We start from the raw sequence: 23085 nt of genomic DNA, 5'->3' as shown, positions 1-23085 counted from the left end.
ATAGCTTAAACCTTCGTGCTCTTCGTGTTCTTCGTGGTTAAATAAATCCCATTATCTGATCCCCGATCCCCAATCTCTAGCCCCTGGCCCCTCGCTAATGATGCTCAAGGCTCAAATTAATATCAGCAGGCGTGAGATACAACTGGGCCTTGCCTTGGCTGAGGCTTGCAATTGCCTCTTGGCGGCGCAGAATATTGAAAATCGCCAACTTTTCGCTGATTGGCAAATCGTCGCCGAGGCCTTGGATAAACGCATGGACGCGCTCGGCTTCGGCCAAACCGTGGGTTTCGGCTTCTGCTTGGGCGATGCGGCGCTGCAATTCGAGCAAGCGGCTGCGAGTTTCCTGGGCCACAATTTCACCCTCAAGTTGCTTGACCTTGATTTCGTTCTCGCTCTCTTGTTTTTGCAACCGATTGAGCCGATTGGTGGTTTCTTGAATAATTTCTTGCAGTACGCGCTGGGTATTGGGGTCTTTGCAGGTAATTGAGCGCACTTCGACCGAATGCAATTTTACGCCGCGCTCTGCATAAAAATCGTCTTCGGGCACAATTACTGCATCGCGCACAATGCTATTGAAATTGGCTAAAAAGCGTTCTAGGCTGGTTTGCGAAACAGCTTGGATGATGGCGCTACGAGCGTGGGCGCAAATATCGCCTGGTGCATCATCGGTGCTCACAATCATGGCCTCAACATCAGCCAATTGCCAAAAGAAGGTAATATCGATCAAAATTTCGACATTATCTTGGGTGCGGGCTTCGAAGGCATACCACATAAATTTTGGCCGAATATCCAAATGGGTGATGACTAAATTGCGTTTATCTTTGTGCAAGCCCGACGACCAGCGAAAAGTCACCAAATCGGTGTATGGTTCGAGGAAGAACGAGCGATCTCGTTGACTGCCACGGCGAAATTGATAGCGTCCATCACGATCTTTAATTACCACAACTTCATGGTTTTCGAGCAAAATCCGTTGGCGATGCTCGATCACTTCTTGTTCGGCGGTGGGAATAAAGACTTGCGGCGTGGTGATGAGGTTTAATTGGCCATCGGTGGTGCTGCGCACCAAAACAGCGTGATGCTCATCGATATTATAGCCAGCCTCAATCGCGCCAACTTGAATCTCGTTGGGTTGGAGATAGACGCTTTGCTCGCCGCGCTCAACCCGTAATTGGCCCGTGCTGCGATCCAAAATGCGGGCATATTGATTTTTCTTGAGCGGAATTGCCAAAAGGATTTTGCCAAGCTCTTCGTAGGCGTTGGGGAAGAGCAGTTGTGGGCCGCGTTCGAGCCGTACTTGGCCGCTCAAGGAATCGGTGACATACACATATTCGGTTGGGCCAAGCACCAAACCGTTGCGCCGCGTAATTCGCTCGAAGGGTCGAGCGGTGTAGCGTTGCGGCCCATTGACCGTCCAACGGCGGCTAAAACTCTCGACTAATAATTGTTCATCAGCTTGAACGTAGTAGATCCAAGGAATAATCATTGTGTCCTCCGCTGCTATGCTAGGGCTAGCATACACCGCAGTTGTGACAATTGCTATGACATTTAATACAGGGATGAAGGATGAATTATGAAGGATGAAAGCTAAAGTCAAAGGGCAAAAGGCAGGAGTCAAAATATAGGCTATGGGCTATGGGAACATGCAAAGGCAAAAATCAAAAGTCAAAAGGCAGAAATTTAACGCAGAGGCGCAGAGTTGCGAAATTATCAAGGATGAGGCATGAAGGATGAGATGCTAAAGGAACATAATCGCAACAATTTGTGGAATTGGGGGCGAAAAAACTTATCCTTCGTGGATCAAATACTTAACACAGAGAATTATGGCTATGGGCTGGCGAACCACGAGGCCCACGCTCCCCTGGCCCGCGTGCAGTGGAAGAGGGGCTGGGGGTGAGGGCATGCATCTCATTCATACCGACTGTGGAATTGGGGGCGAAAAAACTTATCCTTCGTGGATCAAATACTTAACACAGAGAATTATGGCTATGAGCTGGCAAACCACGAGGCCCATGCTCCCCTCGCCCGCGTGCAGTGGGAGAGGGGCTGGGGGTGAGGGCATGCATCTCATTCATACCGAACTTCATAGCTCCAATGTCCTGCCCCAACTACCAGCCCCCGACCTCCAATGCTTAAAAATCCGGTTCGAGGAACAAAACGAGCGGAAAACCCAGATCGCGGGCGCGGCTTTGGGCGCTATACACGCGCGAATTGGCCTCTTTGAAGGGCAAAATCGTGACCAAAGCATGACCCTTGAGATGGGCTTCGAGCATAATGCTGCTGGCTTGTTCAAACGATTGCTCAAAGACCTTTTCCAAAACCCAGACCACCACTTCCATGGGGGTTATATCATCGTTTTGCAAAATCACCCGATAGGGCTTTTCCAATTCCTCATCGCTGAGCGTGATAAAATCTAGCTCGACATCAGTGGTCGTTTGTGGTTCGGCGGTTGCCACATCCCGTGGTGTATTCATTGGTTGATTGACCTCACTTTTTGGAGACATGATAGCATGACCAAGCGACTCTCACCACAATTATTGATTTATGGCTATGCCCAAGGGATCTTTCCCATGGCCGAGGATGGCCAAATTTATTGGTACGATCCCGATCCACGGGCGATTATTCCGCTTGATGAGCGTTTTCATGTGGCGCATTCGTTGCAACGCACGATTCGCCGCCAAACCTTTGAAATTCGCTTTGATACGGCGTTTCGTGAAACCATGCAAGCCTGTGCTGAACGCGACGAAACTTGGATCAGCCAAGAATTTATTGAAGTTTATAGCCAATTGCACGCTGGTGGTTTGGCGCATAGCGTCGAGGCATGGCAAGCTGGCGAGATGGTTGGTGGCTTGTATGGGGTTGGCTTGGCTGGCTTGTTTGCTGGCGAAAGTATGTGGAGCAAGGTGCGCGATGCCAGCAAAGTTGCTTTGGTAGCGTTGGTTGAGCGCTTACGGGCTGGCGGTTTCCAATTGCTCGATACCCAATTTATCACGCCGCATTTGGCAACCTTTGGAGCCTATGAAATTCCGCGCAGCGACTATAAACAACTGCTGGCCGAGGCGTTGGAGTGCAGCGCAAGCTTTTGAACGCCTGCGCTGCGCCGCTGGTTAATTGCGAAACCAATCCACCATCGAGCGAATTCCCTCTTCGATTGGCGTGGCTTCAAGCCCGAAGGTTTGGCTAAACGCGCTGCTATCCATCACAAACGGCGCTTGCCACTCATACATCATCTCAACCGTTTCGCCAATTTCTTTGACAAAGCGTCCAAGTAGCCAAACCATCGCTGTGTTGATGGTACGATAGCCAACTGGCTTGCCCAAAATCTTGGCCAAAATTGCTACAAACTCGCGCTGGGTCAGCGCGGCTGGGCTTGGTGCATGCCACGGGCGGCCCAAACCGCGATCATCGCTGCCCAACAGCGCCAGCGTTGCACCAATATCATTGACATAACTGAAACTATGTGGCATATCTGCATTGCCAAGCAAGGTTGCTTTTTTGCCTTGCAAAGCAGGTTTCACCACCTGATCGCCCATCAGCTGATATTCTGGGCCATAGAAATTTGAGGCGCGCACGCTGGTTGCGCGAATTCGGCCAGCCTGATGGGCTGCAAACAGATGCTCGCTCATTTGGGCGCGCAGTTTGCCTTTGCGGGTGTGGGCGGCAAATGGCGTTGCTTCGGTCATTGGCTGCGTGCAGCGGCCGTAGCCATACAAATTTTCCATCACGACCAAGCGCGCATTGCTTTGGGCTACGCCTGCGATCACAGCCGCTTGCATAGCGGGAAATTTGCTCGTCCATTCGTAGTAGGCTGGCTGGGCACATTGGTAAACGCTGGCGGCATCGCGGGCTTGCTGCGCGACGAATTGTTGATCGTAAATATCGCCAGCTAGCACTTCAACGCTCTCTGGCAGATGGCTGGCCTTGCCGGAACGATTAATCATTCGCACCTGTTTGCCTGCGCTAACCAAACAGCGGGCGGTCGCTTTGCCAATTGGGCCAGTGCCAAAAATAACGTGTAATTCGTTTGTCATGGGGAGTTTCCTTATTAATTTTGGCAACAGCAAGCTCAGCCTTATTGCCAAGGCCAATTTAAGTGTCATTGCCAGGTTGATTAAGTTAAGTCGTGAAAGCCAAAACTGTGCAGCATTTCCATCACCCGATGGCGATAGAATTCCTCAGCATTGCCAACATTCGAGCTAAGATGCCCGTATAAATCCAGCATAATCAGGCCATGAATTTGCGTCCAAAGCGTCATCACAACATACATCGATTCAAGCGAAACTGGATAGTTATTTTGGGTAATCATGGCGGTCATGCGTTCGGCACAGGCCTCGGTCATGACAAATTCGTTGAGGCTCGATTCGCCAGCTTTGATGGCTAAATCGGCCAAGCGTACTGGGGTGACAAACGTGCGCACCACGGCAGGTACGGTAATTTCGCGCGGGGCGTTATAGCCTGGAATCGGATTCCCATAGATCAGTTGAAAATCGATTGGATGCTCAAACGCCCAGCTGCGATAGGCTTCGAGCACAGCTAATAAGCGGCCTGCCTTGGTCTTGGTTCGGCTTTTGAGTCCGACCTCATCCAAGCGATCGGCCAAACTATTAAAACTATCAGCGATTAAGGTTGTAATCAGGTCGTCCAAGTTGGCAAAGTAGTGATACAGCGCCGGAGGACTCACCGACAGCACTTTGGCAATCCCTCGGATTGATAAGCCTGCTGTGCCATGCTGCGCCATAAGTTGGCGAGCTGCTTGCTTAATTTGAACGGTTGTTTCAGCATTGAGTACATGATTCCGCGTTCGCGCCATTCCAAAACCTCAATAGATTTACAGTGTAAATCTTATAAATGAATTTACACTGTAAATCGAATACTGTCAAGACCTAAAAAAGACCAATCGTGGCAAGCGCCAGATTGGCTTTAGTGTAGCATTAGCGGGGGGCTTGATTGAATTAAGCGCTCCATTCATTGAGGGTTGCGCTCAACTCGCCACGATGAATTGCGCCCGTCCAGCGTTGCAACAACAAAAATGTTAAGCGATCGAATTGGGTATCGATTAGAGGAACGTGCTGGGTAATCGTCCGCATGGCGCTGTTGAGCGCTTTAAGATAGCGTAGCGCATATTTCCAGCGGGTTTGGGGCACGCCCATCCATGCCGCCACCTCAGCACCTGCCAAATGCTGGATCAATGCGGGAACCATGCCATCGAAAAAACGGCTTGGTAATAGCCCCGTATGCATTGCCAGCAGTGCTTGGGTCAGTTCGCGGCCCTCGTCCGAAGGGCCATGCTGACGGTTCGAAATGCTATAGGCCAAATCTTCGGCTTCGGCGATTGAGCGTGGCAAGCTGGCAGGATCGATGCCAATCAAGCTGCCAATCAGATTCCACGTATACAGAAAATCCTCTGCTTGCTGCTTGGCGATGCGATAGCCAAGTTGCTCCAAGCCCCAAATTACGCCATACGAAAACACCATCAGCGTGCCCAACATATCTTCTTGGCAAATTGGCACCCCCAGTTCGCTGTAATTCCATTGGCCAGCTTGGTCAATGTGGTAGCGCACAGCGGCGTGCATCAGGCGCACTTTTTGAATGATCTGCAATCCTTCGCCATTGGCTTGTAAAGCATTTGGTTGCAAGACTGCCATCACAAAATGGCCCGATTCGGTGACGCGGCGGTAGGGTTCGGTTTGCAAGCGCTGGGTTTGGGTGAGCACTTTGACCCCTTTTTGGGCCGCATAACAGCCAACCAACGCGGCGGTTGAGAGCACAACCGTAATTGCCATGCCATAGCGGGCAAAAAAAGCTGCCCCATTATTAATTCGTTGCCAATCGATCGTTGCAGGAGGAGTAGAATGTTGTGCGAGCCATGCAATGAGCAGCGGCGGCAAATCGTGGGGCGATGGCTGGTCGTTTTTGGCAATTTGGCGCAGCACTTGGCTTACGCGCGCTAAATCGCCATGAGCAGCCAACTGGGCAATTAAACTATCGGCGGCAGGGTCGCCAATTGGACGCAACGCTTCAAGATATGCTTGGGTGTAACGCATACTTCCCCTTTCAATTCTCCAACGATCAGGGTAAAGCCAAGCCTAGTGGCTGGTATGACCGATGTGCATAGAAAGGGTGAAATGCTCGTGGCCAAAGGATCTATGCTTGGCTAGTATCATAGGGGTGTTTGGCAGCCCGTGCAAGCGCCTTAAGTCCGATCAATTTATTAACTTTTGTTAATAGATGAATTGTGTGAGTTAACGAACCCCTCTCCCTTTCAAGGGTAGTAGTTAAGATCCCCTCACCCCAACCCCTCTCCCGTGGCGCGGGCGAGGGGCTTTAACGCCGTGGTTCGTGCAAAAATCCCTGATAAAAACGGGTGCTCCCCCTCGCCCGCGCCACGGGAGAGGGGTTGGGGGGTGAGGGAACTAAAATTGGCTTGAAAAAAAACACTATTGAGCGAGCACTTGATGGCAAACATTGCAAACAAGTTGATTTTTGTGTTGGACTAAGCTTGCTTGACGGCCACAGGCTTGGCAATGGGGCAATTGAATCATTGGCTCAAACAAGGGCGAGATCGCGATTAATTGTGCTTGTTGTTTGCTGCCAATGTGCAAAACTGGCACGTGGAGGGTGGCGACGCTTACCGTTTCGGCGGCTAGCGAAAGCGCATAACGATATTCTTGCTCATCAAGCAAGCGTTTGCGTTCTTCTTCGAGCGCGTATTGTTTGTTCGATTCGCCCTCTTTGGCCCCCAAGGCTAAGCCTGAATCTTCCTCTAGGGCATCGTAGAAGGCATTGATGCGCGCTTTTTCGACCGCCAGCAATTGGGCAAGTTGGGCTTCGTGCAGGGCTTTTTGCGGGTAGAGCAAGCGTTCGAGCCAGCGCCGAGCATGGTGCAAGGCGACATTCACGTGCTCCTCGGTTAGGCCGGTTGTGGGCAAGGGCGTTAATTGCTCACGCAGATTGGTGATGTCGGTAACCGTGGGCCAAACTTGGCCAGTTTCATAATCGACACAACAAGCCACCATTTTTTCTTCGATCACTTCGCGCTCAAAACGAATGCGGAAGGTAATCCGCAGCACAATATGCTGTTGCAAGGCGCTAATTTGCAAGGCTGGGCCTTGAATTAGCTGCGCTTGCTGCACATCGGCCAACAAGCTAGCTTGATCAGGATACCATTCCAAGCGCGCGCGGTGGGTTGGCCGCCCGCGTGAACGCAACTGCTCGGCGAGGCGCAAGGTTAACGATGAGTTGGGCGAAAGCAATTGTAGATCAGGGTCGAGCGCCGCAACTTGTTTATCAGTTGTGACCAAGACTGTTTCTTTGCCAAAAACCCGAGCCAAGCTGCCGGGAATAGTTAATGTCCACGTGGTTGGGCTGGTTTGTTCAACCCCAATATGTAAATCCGCCGCTGCTCGGCGCAAAAAATCTTCCATAATCGTCCATTTCAAGCATGTCGCAATCTATCAGCATCATGCTATTTTACCATGCCCAAAAGTTTGCTATACTTGCAGCTAAGTTAATATCTTTTACCTGTTGTGGGGAGCCTATGCGTCTGTTCAAACCATTCATTCTCCTGATGGTGTTAGCGGGCTTTTGTCTGCCAAGCGCCTCCGCCAACACACCCGATCGCTTGGCCAACAAGGCCGATTCAGCCCTTCTGGCCAAGCTGAATGCAGGCCAACGAGTACCAACCTTGGTGTTGTTACACGCCCAAGTCGACACCAACTTCGCTGATCGCTTAGCAAGCAAAGAAGCCAAAGGTGCTGCCGTTGTCGCCGCCTTGCGCCAACAAGCCCAACGCGATCAAACCCCGCTCCTAAACGAACTCAGCAACCGTGGAATTCAATCAGAAGGCTTTCTTTCAGTCAACGCCGTGTATGCGACGCTTGATTTAGCCAGCGCTCAATGGTTGGCTGAACAAGCCAGCGTCAAGCAATTGATCGAAGATACGATTGTGGCCAAGGTTGAAAACCCTGTTGCTGAAACCAGCCCCGCACCACAAGCAGTCAATGCAATAACCTGGGGTGTGAACTACGTTAAAGCTCCGCAAGTCTGGGCCAAGGGTATTACTGGCCAAGGGATTGTGATTGCTGGCGAAGATACTGGGGTGCGCTGGACGCACGCCGCCATCAAGAACAAATATCGCGGCTGGAACGGCACAACTGCCAGCCACGATTACAACTGGTATGATGGTATTCGTACCTCATTAGGTGGCACCAACCCCTGTGGGATTGCGATTAACGCACCATGTGACGATAACTCACACGGGACTCACACTGTTGGGACAGTGGTTGGTGATAACGGCTCTGGTGAGCAAATTGGGGTTGCGCCAGGTGCGAAGTGGATTGCCTGCCGCAACATGGATGCTGGTGCTGGGACACCTGCAACCTATATCCGCTGTATCGACTGGATGTTGGCTCCATTCCCAAGTGCTGGCACCAGCGCTGAAGGCGACCCCAGCAAAGCTCCGCATGTGATTAACAACTCATGGGGCTGTCCAGCAGATGAAGGCTGTAATAATACGCCTGCTGATGGGATTCAGACCTCAGTTCAAAACGTGACCAATGCTGGGATTATGTTTGTGGCTTCGGCCGGAAATTATGGTGATGAGGGCTGTAGCTCGATTAGAACACCAGTCGCAATTTATCCTGAAAGCTTTACAGTTGGTGCCCACGATTCTGCTAGTCTAATTGCTGATTTTAGCAGCCGTGGCCCTGCTACCAATAACGGCGTAAGCCGACTTGGCCCTGATATTTCTGCTCCAGGGGTTAGTGTTCGTTCGGCTACCCGCAGCAGTGACACCAGCTATGGCTCAAGCAACGGGACGAGTATGGCTAGCCCGCACGTGGTTGGTGTGGTGGCCTTGTTGTGGTCAGCTCGGCCAGAATTGCAAGGCCAAGTTGATCTGACGCGCGCAATCTTGCAAGAAACCGCAACCGCTGCTCCTTCAACCGAAACCTGTGGTGGCGTACCTGGCTCAAGCATTCCAAACAACACCTTTGGCCATGGCTATGTCAATGCCTTGACCGCAATTGCCCCAACCTTGCAAGGCCGCATCACGCTTAATGGCACTGCCGCAACTTCGGCCACCGTGCGCTTGGAAAACAGCGTTGGCGTGGTTGAATTTGGCAAAACCACTGGTGTCTATAGCACCAGCTTGCCATCAGGCGTGTATACCGCCACCGTAACTGTACCAGGCCAAGATCCAATTACCCGCCAAGTGACGATTGTCAAAGGCCAAGTTACTACCGAAGATTTTGCTTTTAGTGGTGGCCCAACTGGTACTGCAACTGGTAGCGTGACCCTCAACGGCATTGGCCGTGCTGGCGCGGTGATCACCGCTAACCCAGGCAACGTGACGACCGAAACCAACGCTCAAGGGGTGTATAGCTTGACCTTAGCGCCAGGCACTTACACGATCGCGAGCGATTTGATGGCCTTGGAAACGCAAGTGGCAACAGTCACGGTTGCACTCAATCAGAGCGTAACCCAAAACTTTGCCTACACCGCGACCCAAACCGTCAACATTCAAAACTTCCGCTTTAGCCCAACTCCCATTACGGTTACCTTGGGTACCAATGTTCTGTGGCGCAACCTTGATAGCGCTCCCCATGACACAACCCGTACTCAAACCCCATTTACTTGGGAGTCGGGCACTCTGAGCCAAAACCAAGAGTATGCAGTAACCTTTGATACGGTTGGTAGCTTCAGTTATGTCTGTACGTTGCACAGCAATATGCAAGGTACGGTTATCGTGACCGCTCCAGCAGTTAGCTATAAAGTCTATCTGCCTTGGACGACCAAATAAGCTGAATGTCATTCAATGGTACTATGGCACAGTCTGTAACAACAGGCTGTGTCATTGTTTTAGCGCGCTTTCTGGATACCGCAATGCAGCAACAATTTCGTTTAAAGCTTGGTTTGGCGTGGCTGGGCTTAGTTCTGCTCTATAGCCTAACGCTCACGCAGATTCATACTTTCGATGCCTATTCGTATGCGACGGCGGTGCAAGCCAAACCGTGGCGCGAATCGTTTCATCCCCATCATTTGTTGTATGGGCCGCTTGGCGAAATTGTTTATGGATTCAGTCAGGTTGTGGGCTATCAGGGCATGGCTTTTAGACCGTTGCAATTGCTCAATGTGCTGGCTGGCGCAAGCGGCGTGATCATCTGGTGGAGGTTGCTTTATCGCCTCACCAAGCAAGCATGGTTGGCGAGCATTGGCAGTCTGCTGGTTGGCGGCGCATATGCCTGGTGGTATTACGCGGTTGAAGTCGAGGTCTATACCTTGGCTGGCTTGTTTTTGATTATTGCCACCGGTTTGTTGCTGCGCTTGGCTGAAACGCCCCAAAACGTGAACTTATGGCGCTGGCTTGGTTTGGCGCATAGCGGCGCGATTCTGTTTCATCAAACTAATGTGTTGTGGTTGTTGCCAGTGCTGGCGGTTTGGCTGAGTGCCAATTGGCAATCCACGCTATGGAGCCAACGCTGGCGGGCATTCATCCACTATGCTTTGGTTGGCTTGCTGGTAGTTGGCGGTAGCTATGCGCTTGTGATGTTTGGCTTGAGTGGCTTTCGCAGCTGGCCACAAATCCAACAATGGCTGTTTGAATATGCCAATACTGGCTTGTGGGGTGCTACGCCAAGCGCAACGAGTGTTGGCAATTTGCTTAGCGGTTGGCAACATACGATTCATGGCTGGCTTGGGGGTGTCGTTTTGCTGGCAAGCCTTGGCCTGATTGGCTGGCGTTGGCGGCAGATTTGGGTCCAATCCCGCCCGTTGGTGTTGCTGGCCACAACCTGGCTGGTAAGCTACAGCCTCTTTTTTGGCTGGTGGGAGCCAGATAATATTGAATTTTGGATTGCCTGCTTGCCGCCGTGGGCCTTGTTGATCACGCTGGCGCTAAATACACTCAGTTTGGCGCGTTGGCCGTGGTGGCAGCCAGCCCTCAGCGCGGCTTTGGTTGGCTTGGCTTTAAACAATGGCTGGCAAATTAAAGCCAACGGCAATGCTGCCAACGATCAAGATCGCATGATCATTACTGAATTGGCCCAAATTGGCAGCAGCAATGATTTTTATCTCGTGCCAAATGGCTTGCAAGCCTTGTATGCAGAATATGAATTTGCCCGCCCAAATAGTCTGCCGCTCAGTGTCAGCCCTGGCGATTGGCAGCATGGCTGCTTGGAAATTAGCGCCAAAATTGTCGATACCACTAGCTCTGGCTATCCAGTTTGGCTCGATCAGCAGGCGGTTGCGCCTAGCCCAATTTTGCTCGAACGCTATGGCTTAGAGCCGCAAGCGGTGGCTGAATGCTTTGCGCCGTTTTTGCACCAAGCGCAACCAATTACCCTGACCTATGCCAGCTACTTTAAGCTCGACCCCATTCCTCAAGGTATGCCCGATTGGCATTGGCAAGATTGGAGTTTGGGTTGGCGCGAGAATTTTATCGCTGGCACGACGTGGGTTGATGCTTGGCAATTTGTGCCCGAGCAAGACCCGCATTTGCTTAGCCCACGCATCACGCTTGATAGTGCTCAATGGCGCAAACTAGAAATTACGATGGCCACCAGCTTGCCCAATCAACACGGCCAACTGTATTGGATGGCTCCAGGCGAAGGCGCAACTGAAGATCATTCGGTTGCTTGGGATGTGATTGGTGATGGCGCGCTGCATACCTATACCCTCGATCTGAGCCAAATTCCAACTTGGCAAGGCCAAATTGGTATGCTGCGGCTTGATCCGGTGGTGGCTGGCGCTGAGCAGCAAACAGTGAGGTTGCAACGCTTGCGCCTACTGCCCTAAGCTTCCCTCACCCCCCAAGCCCCCTCTCCCACTGAACGCGGGCGAGGGGGAGCTAGATTATGAAAGACCATGTTTCCATGATAATTCATGGCAAAATCTAGGCAACGAAAAGCCCCTCGCCCGCGCCACGGGAGAGGGGTTGGGGGTGAGGGGCTTATATAATTAACCCTTGTACGCTTGGCGCATGGCAAATATGTTAAAATAAGCTGAATTTTTTGCATTCTATGGCGAGGAACCAGCAATGATCACCGCATTTGTGCATATTCAAACAGAACCAAGTGCCGCCAATGGGGTAGCAGCTGGCCTGACCGCGATTGAAGGCGTGGCCGAGGTTTACTCGGTTACCGGCGAATGGGATATTATCGCAATTGTGCGCTTGGCCGATTACGATCAACTGGCCAAAACCGTGCCCGACCAAATTGGCAGCCTAAAGGGGATTGTGCGCACCTCGACGGTTTTAGCCTTCCGTTCATTCACCAAAGAAGAAATCGCCGCCACGTGGGATATTGGCTTATCATAGAAGGAATCGATAATGAATCGTAAACTTGTGCAAATTATTGTGGTCATTCTGGCCTTATTGTTTGTTGGCACGCTGTTTAAGGGCCTAATCAAGCTTTTAATTATTGGTGCTATTATTTATTTAGGCTTTACGGCATTTCAATTACTTGGCAAACAGCGTGCAGGCTAAATCGATGGCCTTAGCCCAAGCAGTCATTACGGCCTTGGCCCAACGCCAATGGACGCTCGCTACCGCCGAATCGTGCACTGGTGGTTTGCTAGGCGATTGGCTGACCAACATTGCTGGCAGCTCTGTGGTTTATTTGGGCGGCATCATCGCCTATGCCAACAGCGCCAAACAGCAGCTTTTGCATGTGCCAGCTTCAACCCTCGCAACGGTTGGCGCGGTGAGTGCAGAAACAGCCTTAGCCATGGCTCAAGGCACAGCCCAAGCACTTGGCGCGACGGTTGGCCTAAGCACGACTGGCATTGCTGGGCCTGGTGGCGGCAGCGCTGAAAAGCCAGTCGGCTTAGTGTATTTAGGTTTGGCTTTGCCGAATCAAGCCTTGGTCGAGCAACATATTTGGCCCTACGATCGGCTGGGCAATAAGCAGGCTTCGGCGCAACGGGCGCTTGAATGGCTGCTCGAACAGTTGAACGCTGCTTAGCGCGCGCAATCGGCGGGAAACTGTTGGCAATGCGGGGTATCGCCTGGAATCCGATGGCGATATTTGACAATCAGTTTGTAGACGCTATCTTGAATCTGGCGGATGCCCCACATTTGGTACAAAATCAATGGCAAACGCTTGCCTGTGGCAATGCTCAGCGCCGCATTAACCGACCCAGCTCCGCGCCACAATATACCATCACTGGTTTGCAGCCATGCTGCTTGCTCGCATTGGGCATAGGTTAAGCCAACCGATTCGGGAATGCCAGCTTTTTGAAATGGCTCAATCCGAATTCGTTGCTGGCGATCGAGTTTTTTGATCCAACGGGCGGCGCGGGTGCAAAAATCGCAGGTTCCATCAAAAATTAACAATGCTTGCGACATAGGAGTCTCCTAATGACGTTTCGCTCGTTTTGGGGGCGGCGCTGGCATGCTTGGACACCCAACAATGCTGAGATTCAGCCGCTTGCTGCTGGAGTGCGCTTAGCCCTTACCAAGCATGATCGCATAGTTTATAGCGATGCGCAATTGGATGATTATGTTGCTGGCGATTTATGTTGGCATGCGCCAGTTCGCTTGCACCTTGAAGCCCAGTTTTGTGGTGATCCTGAGCATTTTGTGGGTACCGCAGGCTTTGGTTGGTGGAATGATCCTGCTGGCACTGGCTTGCGGCGTTTGCGTTTGCCTCAAGCGTTGTGGTTTTTCTATGCAAGCGCGGCCAGCAAACTTGAATTAACTGCTAATGGTGCGAGCAATGGCTGGCTCGCGATGAGTTTTGTGCCGCGTTTGGCGCTGTGTTTGGCTTTGTTACCACTTGCTCCCTTGGCCGTTTTGCTCAGCCAAAATAGCTGGTTGCGCCAACGCTGTTGCTTGCCCTTGCTGCAATTGGCCTTGGGCGTGCGCAGCCAGCCGATTCAGCTCAAATGGAATGCTTGGCAACACTATCAAATCGATTGGTATGCCGATCGGGTCGAATTTTGGCTGGATCAGCAATTGGTGCTCAAAACACACAATCTGCCAACCAGCAAATTAGGCTTGATTCTCTGGCTCGATAACCAATATGCTCAGGTTTCACCGCGCGGGATTGTGCGTGGCGGCGTGCTGGCCCACCAAGCCCAAGCCTTAGAAATTCGCAATTTAAGCATCAGCGAGCTTGCAACTGCCGCAATTTAGTCTTCTTCTTCCCATTCCTGCACGCATAGATTGCTCAACTCCACTCAGCCTCAATGATCTTGCACAGAGTTATGAACTCGACTGTTTTAGCATGGATGATGCATACGATATGCTACGCCAAACATTAGCATTTCTTGGCTATTCGCTGATTATTATTATCCCCTTAGCATTATGGATGCTGAAAAACGATAAACCTAGATATAAAGTAATGCTGTATTGTCTTTTCATAGTCTATATTTTTGGGTTAATTGCCCAAATCTGTTTACCAATAAATTATCATGGTATATCACTTTGGAATACTATCAAAAATTATCCTTATCGCGAAGCTATCTATCTGATTCCCTTTAAGCAACAATATTTTGTGTTTGATGAACATGATGATGTCTTAAGATTACTCAAATCGTATCTCCTCAACATAATTCTTACCATTCCGTTTGGGATATTTTTACGCTTATTCAAAAAGCTCCGCATCCAAAGCGTGTTTGCTATTGCGCTGCTGGTTGGCTTTAGTACAGAAACAATTCAGCTAGTGACTGGGTTAATCTTTGGCTATCAATTTCGAATTACCCACATTGATGATGTGTTAATGAATGCAATCGGTGTACTACTTGGCTATCTGATGATTAATTTTGCCATGCGTAAATACGATCGCTTGGTAGCTCATAGCGATCATACTCCATCACGCAGCGCAATGATCGATGACTAGCACGAGGTTAGTGCTTGCATTGCTAGGAGCTAGGAGCTAATTTATCTATATAAGTTACATATTGACATACATCTTGAATCTATGTATACTCCTAGCCAGTTGCTATATGGGAGGTGCAATGAGTGTTGACTTAACTCGGGGTGATTTGCCCACCTTAATTCTCAGTGTTTTGACCCATGGCCCGTTGCATGGCTATGCAATTGCGCGGGCGATTGAGCGCGATAGTGATCAGGTTTTGCGTATGCGTGAAGGCTCGCTCTACCCTGCGTTACGCACGCTGGAAAACTCCGAATGGGTGACCAGCTCGTGGGAAATTCAAGCCCAAGGGCCTGCGCGCAAAGTCTATCATTTGACCGCTGCCGGTTTGGCCGAGTTGGAAACTCGCATTGCTGCATGGCGACGCTATGCTACGGCAATTGAAGCCCTGATGGGCAAACGGAGACTGAGCTATGACCCCAGCATCTGATCGAATTGAACGTTATTTGAAAACCGTGGCTGCCGAATTTTCCAACTTGCCTGCCGCTCAGCGCACAGATGAAATTCGTGAGCTTCGCAGCCATCTTGAGGCGTTGGTTGATCAAGCAATGCAGCAAGGTGCTGATCAGGCGACGGCGGTGACAACTGCGCTGGATCAATTTGGCAGCGCTGATCAATTAGGGCGAATTTTAGCAACGACATGGCAGCGGCATCAGGCAACAGGCCATGTTGCTTGGTGGCAGCTGCTGCTCATTTATATCGTGGGCGTTGCGGTAACGCTCGGCATGTTGGTGTTGATTGGCGATGTGCCAAGCAATTTCCCCACTAGTTTCTTGCCAGTGCTGTACAAAGCGCTGTGGATTGCCGCACTTGGCGTTGGCACGCCAATTTTGGCGGGATTTATCCAACGTCGTCGGTCACCTGCGGCGCGAATCTAGCCTTTAAATTTCAAGCCCAACCCAAAATCTGCATTTGGGTTGGGCTTGAATTATAGGGATGTTCGATTTATTGGAGTGATTCAGCGAAAGCTTTCATTGCTGCTAAGTCCAAACGATTGCTTTCGAGTTTGAAGCTATTAGCGCCGTCGCTCCAAACCAATACATTGACTCCGACAGTTGTGAAATGACCAGTCCCATCGTCGGCCAACAACAATGGTGCTTGTTCAATCCAGAGGCCGCTAACGCCGCGCACTTGCACTGGTGTGCTAGCAGCTGAACCAACCGCAAAATCGTAGGCTTGGGCATTGGCTTGAGTTTGGTGGGTTTGGCTCAGGCTGATCATTGCCTGATCGGCATTGGTCGTATCTTGTTGATTCGCATAATAGCTAATCACGGTCGAACCGATGCTGCCAACGTTCATGTGGCGCTCCAAAAGTTGATAGCCAGCTGGCACAGTGCTTGCAGCATACACATGGCTGCCAAGTTGGCTTGAAAGGCTTTCGATGCTTGCGATGCTTGGTGCTGGCACGCTGGTTGGTTCAGGCAAACTTGGATCATAGGCAGGCAGTTGCTGGCCTTGGAATTGTTGGCCTGAAGTTGCCTGATCAGTGACCCGAATCAAGCCAAATTGTTGTAAAACTGCGGCCAAACTGCTGCGAACTGGCGTTAGCGCCAGCAGCGCGACCAACGCCAAGCCAAACAGCAAAGCAAAACGTGGTGTCCGCATTGGTTTAATCTCCTTATATGTTTTTTGTTGGAATAAACGTTGGCGAAGCGGCTGATAGAGCGAACTCTGAGCCGAAGGGTCGCTTTCGCTCAAGAGCCTCAGCACAGTTTCTTCGGCGATCAAGCCGCGATCAGTGCGACCAGGTTGGGGTTGTTGTTTCGACATTGGTTTCTCCTTGCGACTGGCTGAGTGAACGGCGTAATTTGAGCAAGCTGCGGGCGGCGATTGTGCCAACATTCGATTCGCTTAAGCTGCTAATTTGGGCAATCTGACGATTGGTTAGCCTAGCCACAAACTTAAGCGTGATGATCTCTTGTTCGCGTTGGCTCAGCCCTCGCAGCGCCGTCAATAAGGCTTGCTGTTCGATTTGGGCCAACACAACAGTTTCTGGGTTGTGCTGGTTGTGCGATTCGCGAAAGCTATCGAGCGGCAACCATTGGATTAAGCGTTGACGACGCATATACGATTGCACAACCCGCCGCGCGATGGTAAACAACCAAACCACAAATGGCGCTTTGGCTGGTTGATATTGGTCAAAATGGCGCAATGCACGCTCAAAAATCTGCGCCGTCAGATCATCGGCAACGGCGTTGTTATGCACTCGGTAGTACACATAGTTGTAAATTGCTTTGAAATGGGTGGTATAGAGTTGGTCAAAACTTAACTCCTGCTCATTGGTCATGAGGCTACCTCGCGCTAGGTTCGATTCTCAATGAACGTTCGTAAGTTAATACCAATAACATGCCAAAGTATCACAGGCACAAAAAAACTCCACACGTTTTGATGCGTGTGGAGTTGCTGTTTTCGTATTCCCTCACCCCCAGCCCGCTCCTTTTAAGGGTCGGTTTTGAGCGATTGGTCGGCAGTGGAGCGTTCCCTCACCCCCCAGCCCCCTCTTCCACGAAAACGCGGGCGAGGGGGAGCACCAATGTTTACCACAAATCATGCAAAACCACAGGCTTAAAGCCCCTCGCCCGCGTCACGGGCGAGGGGGCTGGGGAGAGGGGATCTTTACCACCGAACGAAAAATCCCCTCGCCCGTCCAACGGGAGAGGGGTGAGGGAATCTCAGGCCTAGCTGTCGAGCTTTAAGACCGCCATAAAGGCATCTTGCGGAATTTCGACGTTGCCGACCATCTTCATGCGCTTCTTGCCTTCTTTTTGCTTTTCCAAGAGCTTGCGCTTGCGGCTGATGTCGCCACCATAACATTTCGACAACACGTCTTTGCGCATTGCGCGAATGGTTTCGCGGGCGATGACCCGTGAGCCAACTGCTGCTTGAATTGGCACTTCAAACATTTGGCGTGGAATCAGCTTTTGTAGCTTTTCGACCAATTGGCGGCCTTGGCGATAGGCATTATCGCGGTGGGTGATCATCGAAAGCGCATCGACTGGCGTGCCATTGACCAATACGTCGAGCTTCACCAAATCGGAAGTGCGATAGCTGCTCAGATGATAATCCAACGAGGCATAGCCTTGGGTGCGCGATTTGAGCGAATCGTAGAAATCGACCACAATTTCAGAAAGTGGAATTTCGTACTTCAGCACCACCCGCTCTTTATCGAGATAATCCATGCTTTGGAACACGCCACGCTTGCCAGTGACCAATTCCATCACCACGCCGATATAGCGGGTTGGTACGATAATGCTGATCGCCATCATTGGCTCTTCGATTTGATCGATCATGCCAACATCGGGCAATTCCGACGGATTATCGATGATCAAAATCTCGCCAGCATGGGTCAACACTTGATATTCCACGCTTGGCGCGGTGATCAACAAGTCGATGTTGTATTCGCGTTCCAATCGTTCTTGAACAATTTCCATGTGCAGCAAGCCCAAGAAGCCAGCCCGAAAGCCAAAGCCCAAGGCGGCTGAGGTTTCTGGCTCGAAGGAAAGCGCTGCATCGTTCAGGCGTAATTTATCGAGCGCATCGCGCAGCAAGGTGTAATCGCCTGAATCAACGGGATACAAACCAGCAAAGACCATTGGTTTGGCTGGTTCGTAGGGAGCCAAGGTTTCCGTTGCAGGGTTATCAATTAGAGTGATCGTATCGCCAACTTGGCAATCGCGCACCGACTTCAAGCCCGTCGCGATGTAGCCTACCTCGCCAGCGCTGAGCGATTGTCCAGCAACCATGCCGGGCCGGAAGAAGCCAATTTCCATCGCTTCGGTCAGCACGTCGGTGCCCATCAAGCGCAATTTATCGCCAGTGCGAATCGTGCCATCGACGACCCGAATATAGGCAATCACCCCTTTATAGGCGTTATATTGCGAATCGAAAATCAACGCGCGGGCTGGGGCTTCGTTCTTCCCTTTTGGTGGTGGAATGCGGGCGACAATTGCTTCGAGAATTTCGGGCACGCCGGTGCCTTCCTTGCCCGAAGCCAAAATAATCTCTTCGCGTGGCAAGCCCAGCACATGCTCGACTTCCTCGGAAACCCGCTCAACCTCGGCCCCAGGCAAATCGATTTTATTCAAGATTGGAATAATTTCGAGATTGTTTTCGAGCGCCAAGTAGACATTGGCCAAGGTTTGGGCTTCGATGCCTTGCGAAGCATCAACGATCAACAATGCGCCTTCACAGGCTTGCAACGAGCGTGAAACTTCGTAGCTAAAGTCAACGTGACCAGGGCAGTCGATCATATGCAAGGCATATTGTTGACCATCCTTGGCAGTATATTCTAGCCGGACGGGGTGCATCTTGATTGTGATGCCCTTTTCGCGTTCCAAATCCATGGCATCAAGGGTTTGGGCACGCATCTCGCGTGATGAAAGAGTTTGGGTCACTTCCAACAGGCGATCCGAGAGGGTAGTTTTGCCATGATCGACGTGGGCGATAATGCTAAAGTTGCGAATGTGCGTCTGTTCAGCCATTGTGTTTTTTATGTCCTATGTGTGAGGGCTTGCAATGTCAGTCTGCTCACAGTATATCATGAGGCACGAAATTGATTGAGTTATGGCTAGTGAGATCCGTTCCCCTCACCCCAACCCCTCTCCCGCCCAACGGGAGAGGGGCTTTAATCCTGTGGTTCTCTCCCAATTCCTTGGTGAACCACGGCTGCTCCCCCTCGCCCGCGTTCAGTAGGCGAGGGGTCTGGGGGGTGAGGGAATCACCATCATTCTGAACTATTCCACTAACCCTGCGCGTTGGGCGAGGGCTAATTTTTTGGCATGCACCCGCAAACTTGCCGCATCGATCATCTGATCATCAATTGCAATTGCGCCCAACCCTGCATCTTGATCGGCGGCGGCATAGGCGTTGATTAAGCGTTGGGCCTCGGCGATTTCGGCGGCAGTTGGCAAAAAGGCTTGGTTGATGATTGGCACTTGGGCTGGATGAATTGCCCATTTGCCATCGAAGCCCATCGCAGCGGCCCGCTTAGCATCGCGTTGACAAGCCTCAGAATCGCGGAAGGCAAACGTTACATTATCAATCGCCGCCAGCCCAGCCGCTTTGGCAGCAACCAGCATTTTGTGCTTGGGGTAGGCAAACATGCCCCATTGATCGTCAGCAGAACGTGCGCCCAAATCGCCTGCATAATCGGCCAAACCAAAAATCAGGCTTTCCAAACGCGGCGAAGCATTGGCAATGTGCTCAACCGCTTGCAACGCCCGCGTGCCTTCAATTAATACTTCGAGTTTAATCGAACCAACCGCAAGGCCAATATTGGCTTCGATTTGGCTCAGCAAACGATCAACAAAGCGCACATCATCAGCAGTTTCGATTTTTGGAATCACCAGCACGTCGATTTTATCACCAGCAGCCTCGACAATTTCAACCACATCGCGATAGTGATAATGAGTTTGGACGGCGTTTGGCCGCACCGCCACCAGCTTTTGACCAAAATCAAGCGTTTGCAAGGCCTGAATGACCGTAGCGCGGGCAGCAATTTTTTGTGAAACTGCACACGCATCTTCCAAATCGATAATGACCTCATCGGCCTCAGAAACAGCGGCTTTGCTGATCATGGCGAGGCTATGCGCTGGGCAGGTCATTTCACTGCGGCGAATCCTGAGCGACATGCTGAAATCCTTTGTGCTAAAAACGCCAAGCCGCCAAGACCCAAAGACGCGTTAGCGGGATGCTTTGGAACCGAGCGGCTTGCCAGAGAACTAGGCGAATTCGACTGAGCTAAATGCATAGGCGGCGGCACCGAGCACGCCAAGGTTATCGCCCATTTTGGTTTGATGAATTGGCACATTGCGATAGCCAGGCAAGGCGCGTTTGCTAATTTCGGCTCGGGCTGGGTTGAGCAGGCGATCGCCTAAGTTGGAGACCCCGCCACCCACGAAAATTGCCTCAGGGCTGAACATATGCAACAGGTTGACAAAGGCGATGCCCGACCAAAAACCAGCGTTTTCGATCAAGCGAATTGCCAACTCGTCGCCTTGTTGGGCCGCAAGATCCAAATGATGGGTCGTCACTGCATCGGGGGTGGTTAATTGATTAAGCACCGTTTCTGTGCCAGCGCGCATCGCTTCAGCAGCGTGGTAGGCCAAAAACGTGCCCGATGCCAAGGCTTCCCACGAGCCTGCGGGAGTAGGCGTAGCTGGAGCAAAGCCGTGGGGATCGAGCACCATGTGGCCAACTTCGGCGGCAAAGCCATTGTAGCCAAGCAACAAACGGCCATCGCAAATAACGCCGCCGCCAACGCCAGTGCTAATTGTGACATAGATCATATTTTGCATGCCTCGCCCGCCGCCGAACAACCATTCGCCAACTGCTGCGAGATTGGCATCGTTGCCCAGCACAACAGGGAAGGGCACTTGGGCTGCGATTCGTTCGCGGATCGGAAAGTTCTCCCAGCCTGGCAAATTGGGCATAGTAATGACCGTGCCCGTAAAAGGATTAAGCGGGCCTGGGGCGGCGATGCCAACGCCGACAATTGTTTCACCATTCGCCGCAGCGATCATGGCGTTAATTAATTGGGTAATCCGACCAACCACTGCCTCGGCACCTTCGTGGGCTTCAGTCCGAATCCGTTCATGGGCAAGAATTTCACCTTCTCGGTCTACTAAGGCAGCCCGTAAATGGGTGCCACCGAGATCAATCCCGATTGCAAATGCCATACAAAAAACCAATACCTTTCATGCGGATCTTTAATTGCGCAATTATAGCACAGGGCTTTTTGGGCTTTCTGCCTATAGACATTCACCCAGATGATCAATACAATAACAAAAATAGCTCAAAATGTATTTTACGCCGTGAATCAATTGTTGCCGCATAGTACGGCCTATGCTATACTCGCGCCGATACACTCACGATGTAAATCGTCCCGGGATTGACAGGAGTATCGATGAAGCTACGCCACAGCGCACAAACCGACATTGGGCGTTCACGCGAAGTTAACCAAGATGCCTATGGCGTGGGCGACCCGCTACCAAACGGAATCCAACTTTTTGTTGTTTGCGATGGCATGGGCGGTCATTTAGCTGGCGAAGTCGCCAGTCAAACGGCTGTGCAAACCATGTTGGCAACATTTCCGAACGTTGTTCAAACCGATATTCCCAAGGCCCTCACTACGTCTATCGTGAGTGCGAATCAGGCTGTGTTTGACCGTGGCCGTGGCAATATGGGAACCACCTCGGTGGCCTTGCTGGTTTTCAAAAATGTAGCGTTTCTAGCCAATGTTGGCGATAGTCGAGCCTATTTAATTCGCAATAACTCGATGCGCCAAATTACGGTTGATCACTCATTTGTTGAAGAGCAAGTTCGCGCAGGCTTAATGACCCGCGAACAAGCGTCACAGTCGAAGATCAAAAACATCATTACCCGCGCCGTTGGGCATCAACGCGAGGTTCAAGTTGATGTGTTTCGCGAGCCTGTTCAGGTTGGCGATCGCTTTTTGATCTCATCTGACGGCTTGCATGGCTTCGTTGATGAGGCAACCATTTTACGTACGATCAATACGTTGCCATTCGATCAGATTGTGCCAAAGCTGATCGATCTGGCCAATGGAGTTGGCGGTTACGATAATATCACCGCTTTGTTGGTTGAAGTTGATGAGCTTGATGAGCTTGAAGCTAATGATCCATTGCTGGAAACATTATTAAACCAGCCACTGAATACGCCAGCCCGCAGTGCCGACCCGATCACTGAGGAATTTGAGTTGCCTGCTGGGCCAACTGGCACCAAGCCTATGGCGGTAGTTGGGATGCACGATGATGAAACCCTACAGCACGTGCCGCTGACTGCTTCAGGTCGTTTGACTCCAGCGATGGCCGAGGCTCATGCCCGTCCTGTTGCGTCTGCGCCGCGCGCTGCGGCCAAGGCCGAAGGCGGTGGTTTATCGGGGTGGGGCATTCTAGGTTCGTTGGTCGTGTTGGCGGCGCTCTTAGGGATATTGTATTTCTTCAAGTTGCCCCCAATGAGTTTGCTGTTTCCTGATACGACGACAACGCCAGGCCAAAATGTGGTGGCCGTGCCTTCGTTGATGCCAACAACCCAGCCAACCACAACCTTAGCTCCTATGACTACTGGGCCGTTGGCAACTGCAACCACGGGCATTACGCCAACCTTGCAACAACCAACCCCAACTCCATAACCTGGTCTTTTCTTCCAATGCATCAACCCCGTGCCAATTGGCGCGGGGTTGGCGTTTAATTCG

Annotated in this window: 23 protein-coding genes; 11 read left to right on the top strand and 12 right to left on the bottom strand. The window is 51.4% G+C overall.

What is annotated here, in order from left to right; translation table 11 throughout:
* Positions 1-94 precede the first annotated feature (94 nt).
* Positions 95-1483, bottom strand: a complete 1389-nt coding sequence (locus ACFMKP_RS10600; protein ID WP_382291625.1) for an SPFH domain-containing protein — start codon at positions 1481-1483, stop codon at positions 95-97.
* Positions 1484-2129: 646 nt separating this feature from the next.
* Complete coding sequence (locus ACFMKP_RS10595) at positions 2130-2471, bottom strand: ATP-dependent Clp protease adaptor ClpS (protein WP_382291623.1); 342 nt, start codon at positions 2469-2471, stop codon at positions 2130-2132.
* 36 nt (positions 2472-2507) lie between these two features.
* Between ACFMKP_RS10595 and aat the strand changes: the two genes are divergently transcribed.
* Positions 2508-3083, top strand: coding sequence for a leucyl/phenylalanyl-tRNA--protein transferase (gene aat, locus ACFMKP_RS10590; RefSeq protein ID WP_382291621.1), 576 nt, complete (start codon positions 2508-2510; stop codon positions 3081-3083).
* Between the two features lie 21 nt (positions 3084-3104).
* On the opposite strand, the gene ACFMKP_RS10585 is transcribed toward aat, so the two are convergent.
* The 4 genes from ACFMKP_RS10585 to ACFMKP_RS10570 all read right to left on the bottom strand — a co-directional run bounded on the left by ACFMKP_RS10585 (position 3105) and on the right by ACFMKP_RS10570 (position 7421).
* Entirely contained in the window at positions 3105-4028 is a 924-nt protein-coding gene (locus ACFMKP_RS10585; RefSeq protein WP_382291620.1) for an NAD-dependent epimerase/dehydratase family protein, read from the bottom strand.
* A gap of 80 nt (positions 4029-4108) precedes the next feature.
* Positions 4109-4807, bottom strand: coding sequence for a TetR/AcrR family transcriptional regulator (locus tag ACFMKP_RS10580; RefSeq protein WP_204756261.1), 699 nt, complete (start codon positions 4805-4807; stop codon positions 4109-4111).
* Between the two features lie 142 nt (positions 4808-4949).
* Entirely contained in the window at positions 4950-6041 is a 1092-nt protein-coding gene (locus ACFMKP_RS10575) for an oxygenase MpaB family protein (protein WP_382291617.1), read from the bottom strand.
* A gap of 393 nt (positions 6042-6434) precedes the next feature.
* On the bottom strand, positions 6435-7421 hold the full coding sequence (locus ACFMKP_RS10570; RefSeq protein ID WP_204755406.1) for a hypothetical protein: 987 nt from the start codon (positions 7419-7421) through the stop codon (positions 6435-6437).
* Between the two features lie 113 nt (positions 7422-7534).
* Here ACFMKP_RS10570 and ACFMKP_RS10565 point away from each other — a divergent pair, with 113 nt between their 5' ends.
* The 5 genes from ACFMKP_RS10565 to ACFMKP_RS10545 all read left to right on the top strand — a co-directional run bounded on the left by ACFMKP_RS10565 (position 7535) and on the right by ACFMKP_RS10545 (position 12956).
* Entirely contained in the window at positions 7535-9796 is a 2262-nt protein-coding gene (locus ACFMKP_RS10565; protein ID WP_382291615.1) for a S8 family serine peptidase, read from the top strand.
* Between the two features lie 83 nt (positions 9797-9879).
* Positions 9880-11790 carry a hypothetical protein gene (locus tag ACFMKP_RS10560; RefSeq protein ID WP_382291613.1) on the top strand — a complete coding sequence of 637 codons (1911 nt, stop codon included), beginning with the start codon at positions 9880-9882 and terminating at the stop codon, positions 11788-11790.
* 241 nt (positions 11791-12031) lie between these two features.
* Complete coding sequence (locus tag ACFMKP_RS10555; protein WP_012190730.1) at positions 12032-12310, top strand: Lrp/AsnC family transcriptional regulator; 279 nt, start codon at positions 12032-12034, stop codon at positions 12308-12310.
* A 12-nt stretch (positions 12311-12322) separates the two neighbouring features.
* Positions 12323-12478, top strand: coding sequence for a hypothetical protein (locus ACFMKP_RS10550; RefSeq protein WP_382291611.1), 156 nt, complete (start codon positions 12323-12325; stop codon positions 12476-12478).
* Positions 12468-12956: a CinA family protein gene (locus ACFMKP_RS10545; protein ID WP_382291609.1), complete on the top strand. Its 489-nt coding sequence runs from the start codon at positions 12468-12470 to the stop codon at positions 12954-12956. Before ACFMKP_RS10550 ends, ACFMKP_RS10545 begins: the two co-directional genes overlap by 11 nt.
* Here the strand turns inward: ACFMKP_RS10545 and ACFMKP_RS10540 are convergent.
* Positions 12953-13339, bottom strand: coding sequence for a thiol-disulfide oxidoreductase DCC family protein (locus tag ACFMKP_RS10540; RefSeq protein ID WP_382291607.1), 387 nt, complete (start codon positions 13337-13339; stop codon positions 12953-12955). The genes ACFMKP_RS10545 and ACFMKP_RS10540 overlap by 4 nt on opposite strands.
* 12 nt (positions 13340-13351) lie before the next feature.
* On the opposite strand from ACFMKP_RS10540, the gene ACFMKP_RS10535 reads away from it, so the two are divergent.
* The 4 genes from ACFMKP_RS10535 to ACFMKP_RS10520 all read left to right on the top strand — a co-directional run bounded on the left by ACFMKP_RS10535 (position 13352) and on the right by ACFMKP_RS10520 (position 15748).
* The gene (locus tag ACFMKP_RS10535; RefSeq protein WP_382291605.1) at positions 13352-14128 is read left to right on the top strand and encodes a hypothetical protein; all 777 of its coding nucleotides are present in this window, start codon (positions 13352-13354) and stop codon (positions 14126-14128) included.
* Entirely contained in the window at positions 14109-14834 is a 726-nt protein-coding gene (locus ACFMKP_RS10530; protein WP_382291603.1) for a VanZ family protein, read from the top strand. The genes ACFMKP_RS10535 and ACFMKP_RS10530 overlap by 20 nt, the downstream gene beginning before the upstream one ends.
* A gap of 118 nt (positions 14835-14952) precedes the next feature.
* Positions 14953-15300 (top strand): PadR family transcriptional regulator, encoded by a 348-nt coding sequence (locus tag ACFMKP_RS10525; RefSeq protein ID WP_382291601.1) that lies wholly within the window; start codon positions 14953-14955, stop codon positions 15298-15300.
* On the top strand, positions 15284-15748 hold the full coding sequence (locus tag ACFMKP_RS10520) for a permease prefix domain 1-containing protein (RefSeq protein ID WP_382291599.1): 465 nt from the start codon (positions 15284-15286) through the stop codon (positions 15746-15748). The genes ACFMKP_RS10525 and ACFMKP_RS10520 overlap by 17 nt, the downstream gene beginning before the upstream one ends.
* 67 nt (positions 15749-15815) lie before the next feature.
* Here the strand turns inward: ACFMKP_RS10520 and ACFMKP_RS10515 are convergent, their stop codons facing one another.
* From ACFMKP_RS10515 to ACFMKP_RS10495, 5 genes are all read right to left on the bottom strand, one after another.
* Positions 15816-16640 carry a hypothetical protein gene (locus tag ACFMKP_RS10515; RefSeq protein WP_382291597.1) on the bottom strand — a complete coding sequence of 275 codons (825 nt, stop codon included), beginning with the start codon at positions 16638-16640 and terminating at the stop codon, positions 15816-15818.
* A complete protein-coding gene (locus ACFMKP_RS10510) occupies positions 16606-17157 on the bottom strand; it encodes a sigma-70 family RNA polymerase sigma factor (protein ID WP_382291595.1) in 552 nt (183 codons plus the stop codon). The genes ACFMKP_RS10515 and ACFMKP_RS10510 overlap by 35 nt, the downstream gene beginning before the upstream one ends.
* A 391-nt stretch (positions 17158-17548) precedes the next feature.
* Entirely contained in the window at positions 17549-19351 is a 1803-nt protein-coding gene (gene lepA / locus ACFMKP_RS10505) for a translation elongation factor 4 (RefSeq protein ID WP_382291593.1), read from the bottom strand.
* 252 nt (positions 19352-19603) lie between these two features.
* On the bottom strand, positions 19604-20500 hold the full coding sequence (locus ACFMKP_RS10500; protein ID WP_382291591.1) for an HpcH/HpaI aldolase/citrate lyase family protein: 897 nt from the start codon (positions 20498-20500) through the stop codon (positions 19604-19606).
* Between the two features lie 90 nt (positions 20501-20590).
* Positions 20591-21547: an ROK family protein gene (locus ACFMKP_RS10495; protein WP_204755396.1), complete on the bottom strand. Its 957-nt coding sequence runs from the start codon at positions 21545-21547 to the stop codon at positions 20591-20593.
* A 227-nt stretch (positions 21548-21774) separates the two neighbouring features.
* On the opposite strand from ACFMKP_RS10495, the gene ACFMKP_RS10490 reads away from it, so the two are divergent.
* Positions 21775-23022 (top strand): Stp1/IreP family PP2C-type Ser/Thr phosphatase, encoded by a 1248-nt coding sequence (locus tag ACFMKP_RS10490; RefSeq protein ID WP_382291589.1) that lies wholly within the window; start codon positions 21775-21777, stop codon positions 23020-23022.
* Positions 23023-23085 lie beyond the last annotated feature (63 nt).

Origin of the sequence: Herpetosiphon sp. NSE202 (genome assembly GCF_042688385.1) — a bacterium.
In the GTDB taxonomy this organism is placed as follows: domain Bacteria; phylum Chloroflexota; class Chloroflexia; order Chloroflexales; family Herpetosiphonaceae; genus Herpetosiphon.
The sequence above is the reverse complement of the archived record's forward strand: the minus strand, read 5'-3'. Positions and strand labels throughout refer to the sequence as shown.

Excerpts from the sequence above, each read along its gene's own strand:
- ACFMKP_RS10540 (WP_382291607.1), bottom strand. The coding sequence starts at position 13,339 with ATGTCGCAAGCATTGTTAATTTTTGATGGAACCTGCGATTTTTGCACC.
- aat (WP_382291621.1), top strand. The coding sequence starts at position 2,508 with ATGACCAAGCGACTCTCACCACAATTATTGATTTATGGCTATGCCCAA.
- ACFMKP_RS10560 (WP_382291613.1), top strand. The coding sequence starts at position 9,880 with ATGCAGCAACAATTTCGTTTAAAGCTTGGTTTGGCGTGGCTGGGCTTA.
- ACFMKP_RS10595 (WP_382291623.1), bottom strand. The coding sequence starts at position 2,471 with ATGAATACACCACGGGATGTGGCAACCGCCGAACCACAAACGACCACT.
- ACFMKP_RS10515 (WP_382291597.1), bottom strand. The coding sequence starts at position 16,640 with ATGTCGAAACAACAACCCCAACCTGGTCGCACTGATCGCGGCTTGATC.
- ACFMKP_RS10535 (WP_382291605.1), top strand. The coding sequence starts at position 13,352 with ATGACGTTTCGCTCGTTTTGGGGGCGGCGCTGGCATGCTTGGACACCC.
- ACFMKP_RS10510 (WP_382291595.1), bottom strand. The coding sequence starts at position 17,157 with ATGACCAATGAGCAGGAGTTAAGTTTTGACCAACTCTATACCACCCAT.
- ACFMKP_RS10570 (WP_204755406.1), bottom strand. The coding sequence starts at position 7,421 with ATGGAAGATTTTTTGCGCCGAGCAGCGGCGGATTTACATATTGGGGTT.
- ACFMKP_RS10600 (WP_382291625.1), bottom strand. The coding sequence starts at position 1,483 with ATGATTATTCCTTGGATCTACTACGTTCAAGCTGATGAACAATTATTA.
- ACFMKP_RS10495 (WP_204755396.1), bottom strand. The coding sequence starts at position 21,547 with ATGGCATTTGCAATCGGGATTGATCTCGGTGGCACCCATTTACGGGCT.
- ACFMKP_RS10585 (WP_382291620.1), bottom strand. The coding sequence starts at position 4,028 with ATGACAAACGAATTACACGTTATTTTTGGCACTGGCCCAATTGGCAAA.
- ACFMKP_RS10550 (WP_382291611.1), top strand. The coding sequence starts at position 12,323 with ATGAATCGTAAACTTGTGCAAATTATTGTGGTCATTCTGGCCTTATTG.
- ACFMKP_RS10520 (WP_382291599.1), top strand. The coding sequence starts at position 15,284 with ATGACCCCAGCATCTGATCGAATTGAACGTTATTTGAAAACCGTGGCT.
- ACFMKP_RS10580 (WP_204756261.1), bottom strand. The coding sequence starts at position 4,807 with ATGGCGCGAACGCGGAATCATGTACTCAATGCTGAAACAACCGTTCAA.
- ACFMKP_RS10525 (WP_382291601.1), top strand. The coding sequence starts at position 14,953 with ATGAGTGTTGACTTAACTCGGGGTGATTTGCCCACCTTAATTCTCAGT.
- ACFMKP_RS10565 (WP_382291615.1), top strand. The coding sequence starts at position 7,535 with ATGCGTCTGTTCAAACCATTCATTCTCCTGATGGTGTTAGCGGGCTTT.
- ACFMKP_RS10555 (WP_012190730.1), top strand. The coding sequence starts at position 12,032 with ATGATCACCGCATTTGTGCATATTCAAACAGAACCAAGTGCCGCCAAT.
- ACFMKP_RS10490 (WP_382291589.1), top strand. The coding sequence starts at position 21,775 with ATGAAGCTACGCCACAGCGCACAAACCGACATTGGGCGTTCACGCGAA.
- ACFMKP_RS10500 (WP_382291591.1), bottom strand. The coding sequence starts at position 20,500 with ATGTCGCTCAGGATTCGCCGCAGTGAAATGACCTGCCCAGCGCATAGC.
- ACFMKP_RS10575 (WP_382291617.1), bottom strand. The coding sequence starts at position 6,041 with ATGCGTTACACCCAAGCATATCTTGAAGCGTTGCGTCCAATTGGCGAC.
- lepA (WP_382291593.1), bottom strand. The coding sequence starts at position 19,351 with ATGGCTGAACAGACGCACATTCGCAACTTTAGCATTATCGCCCACGTC.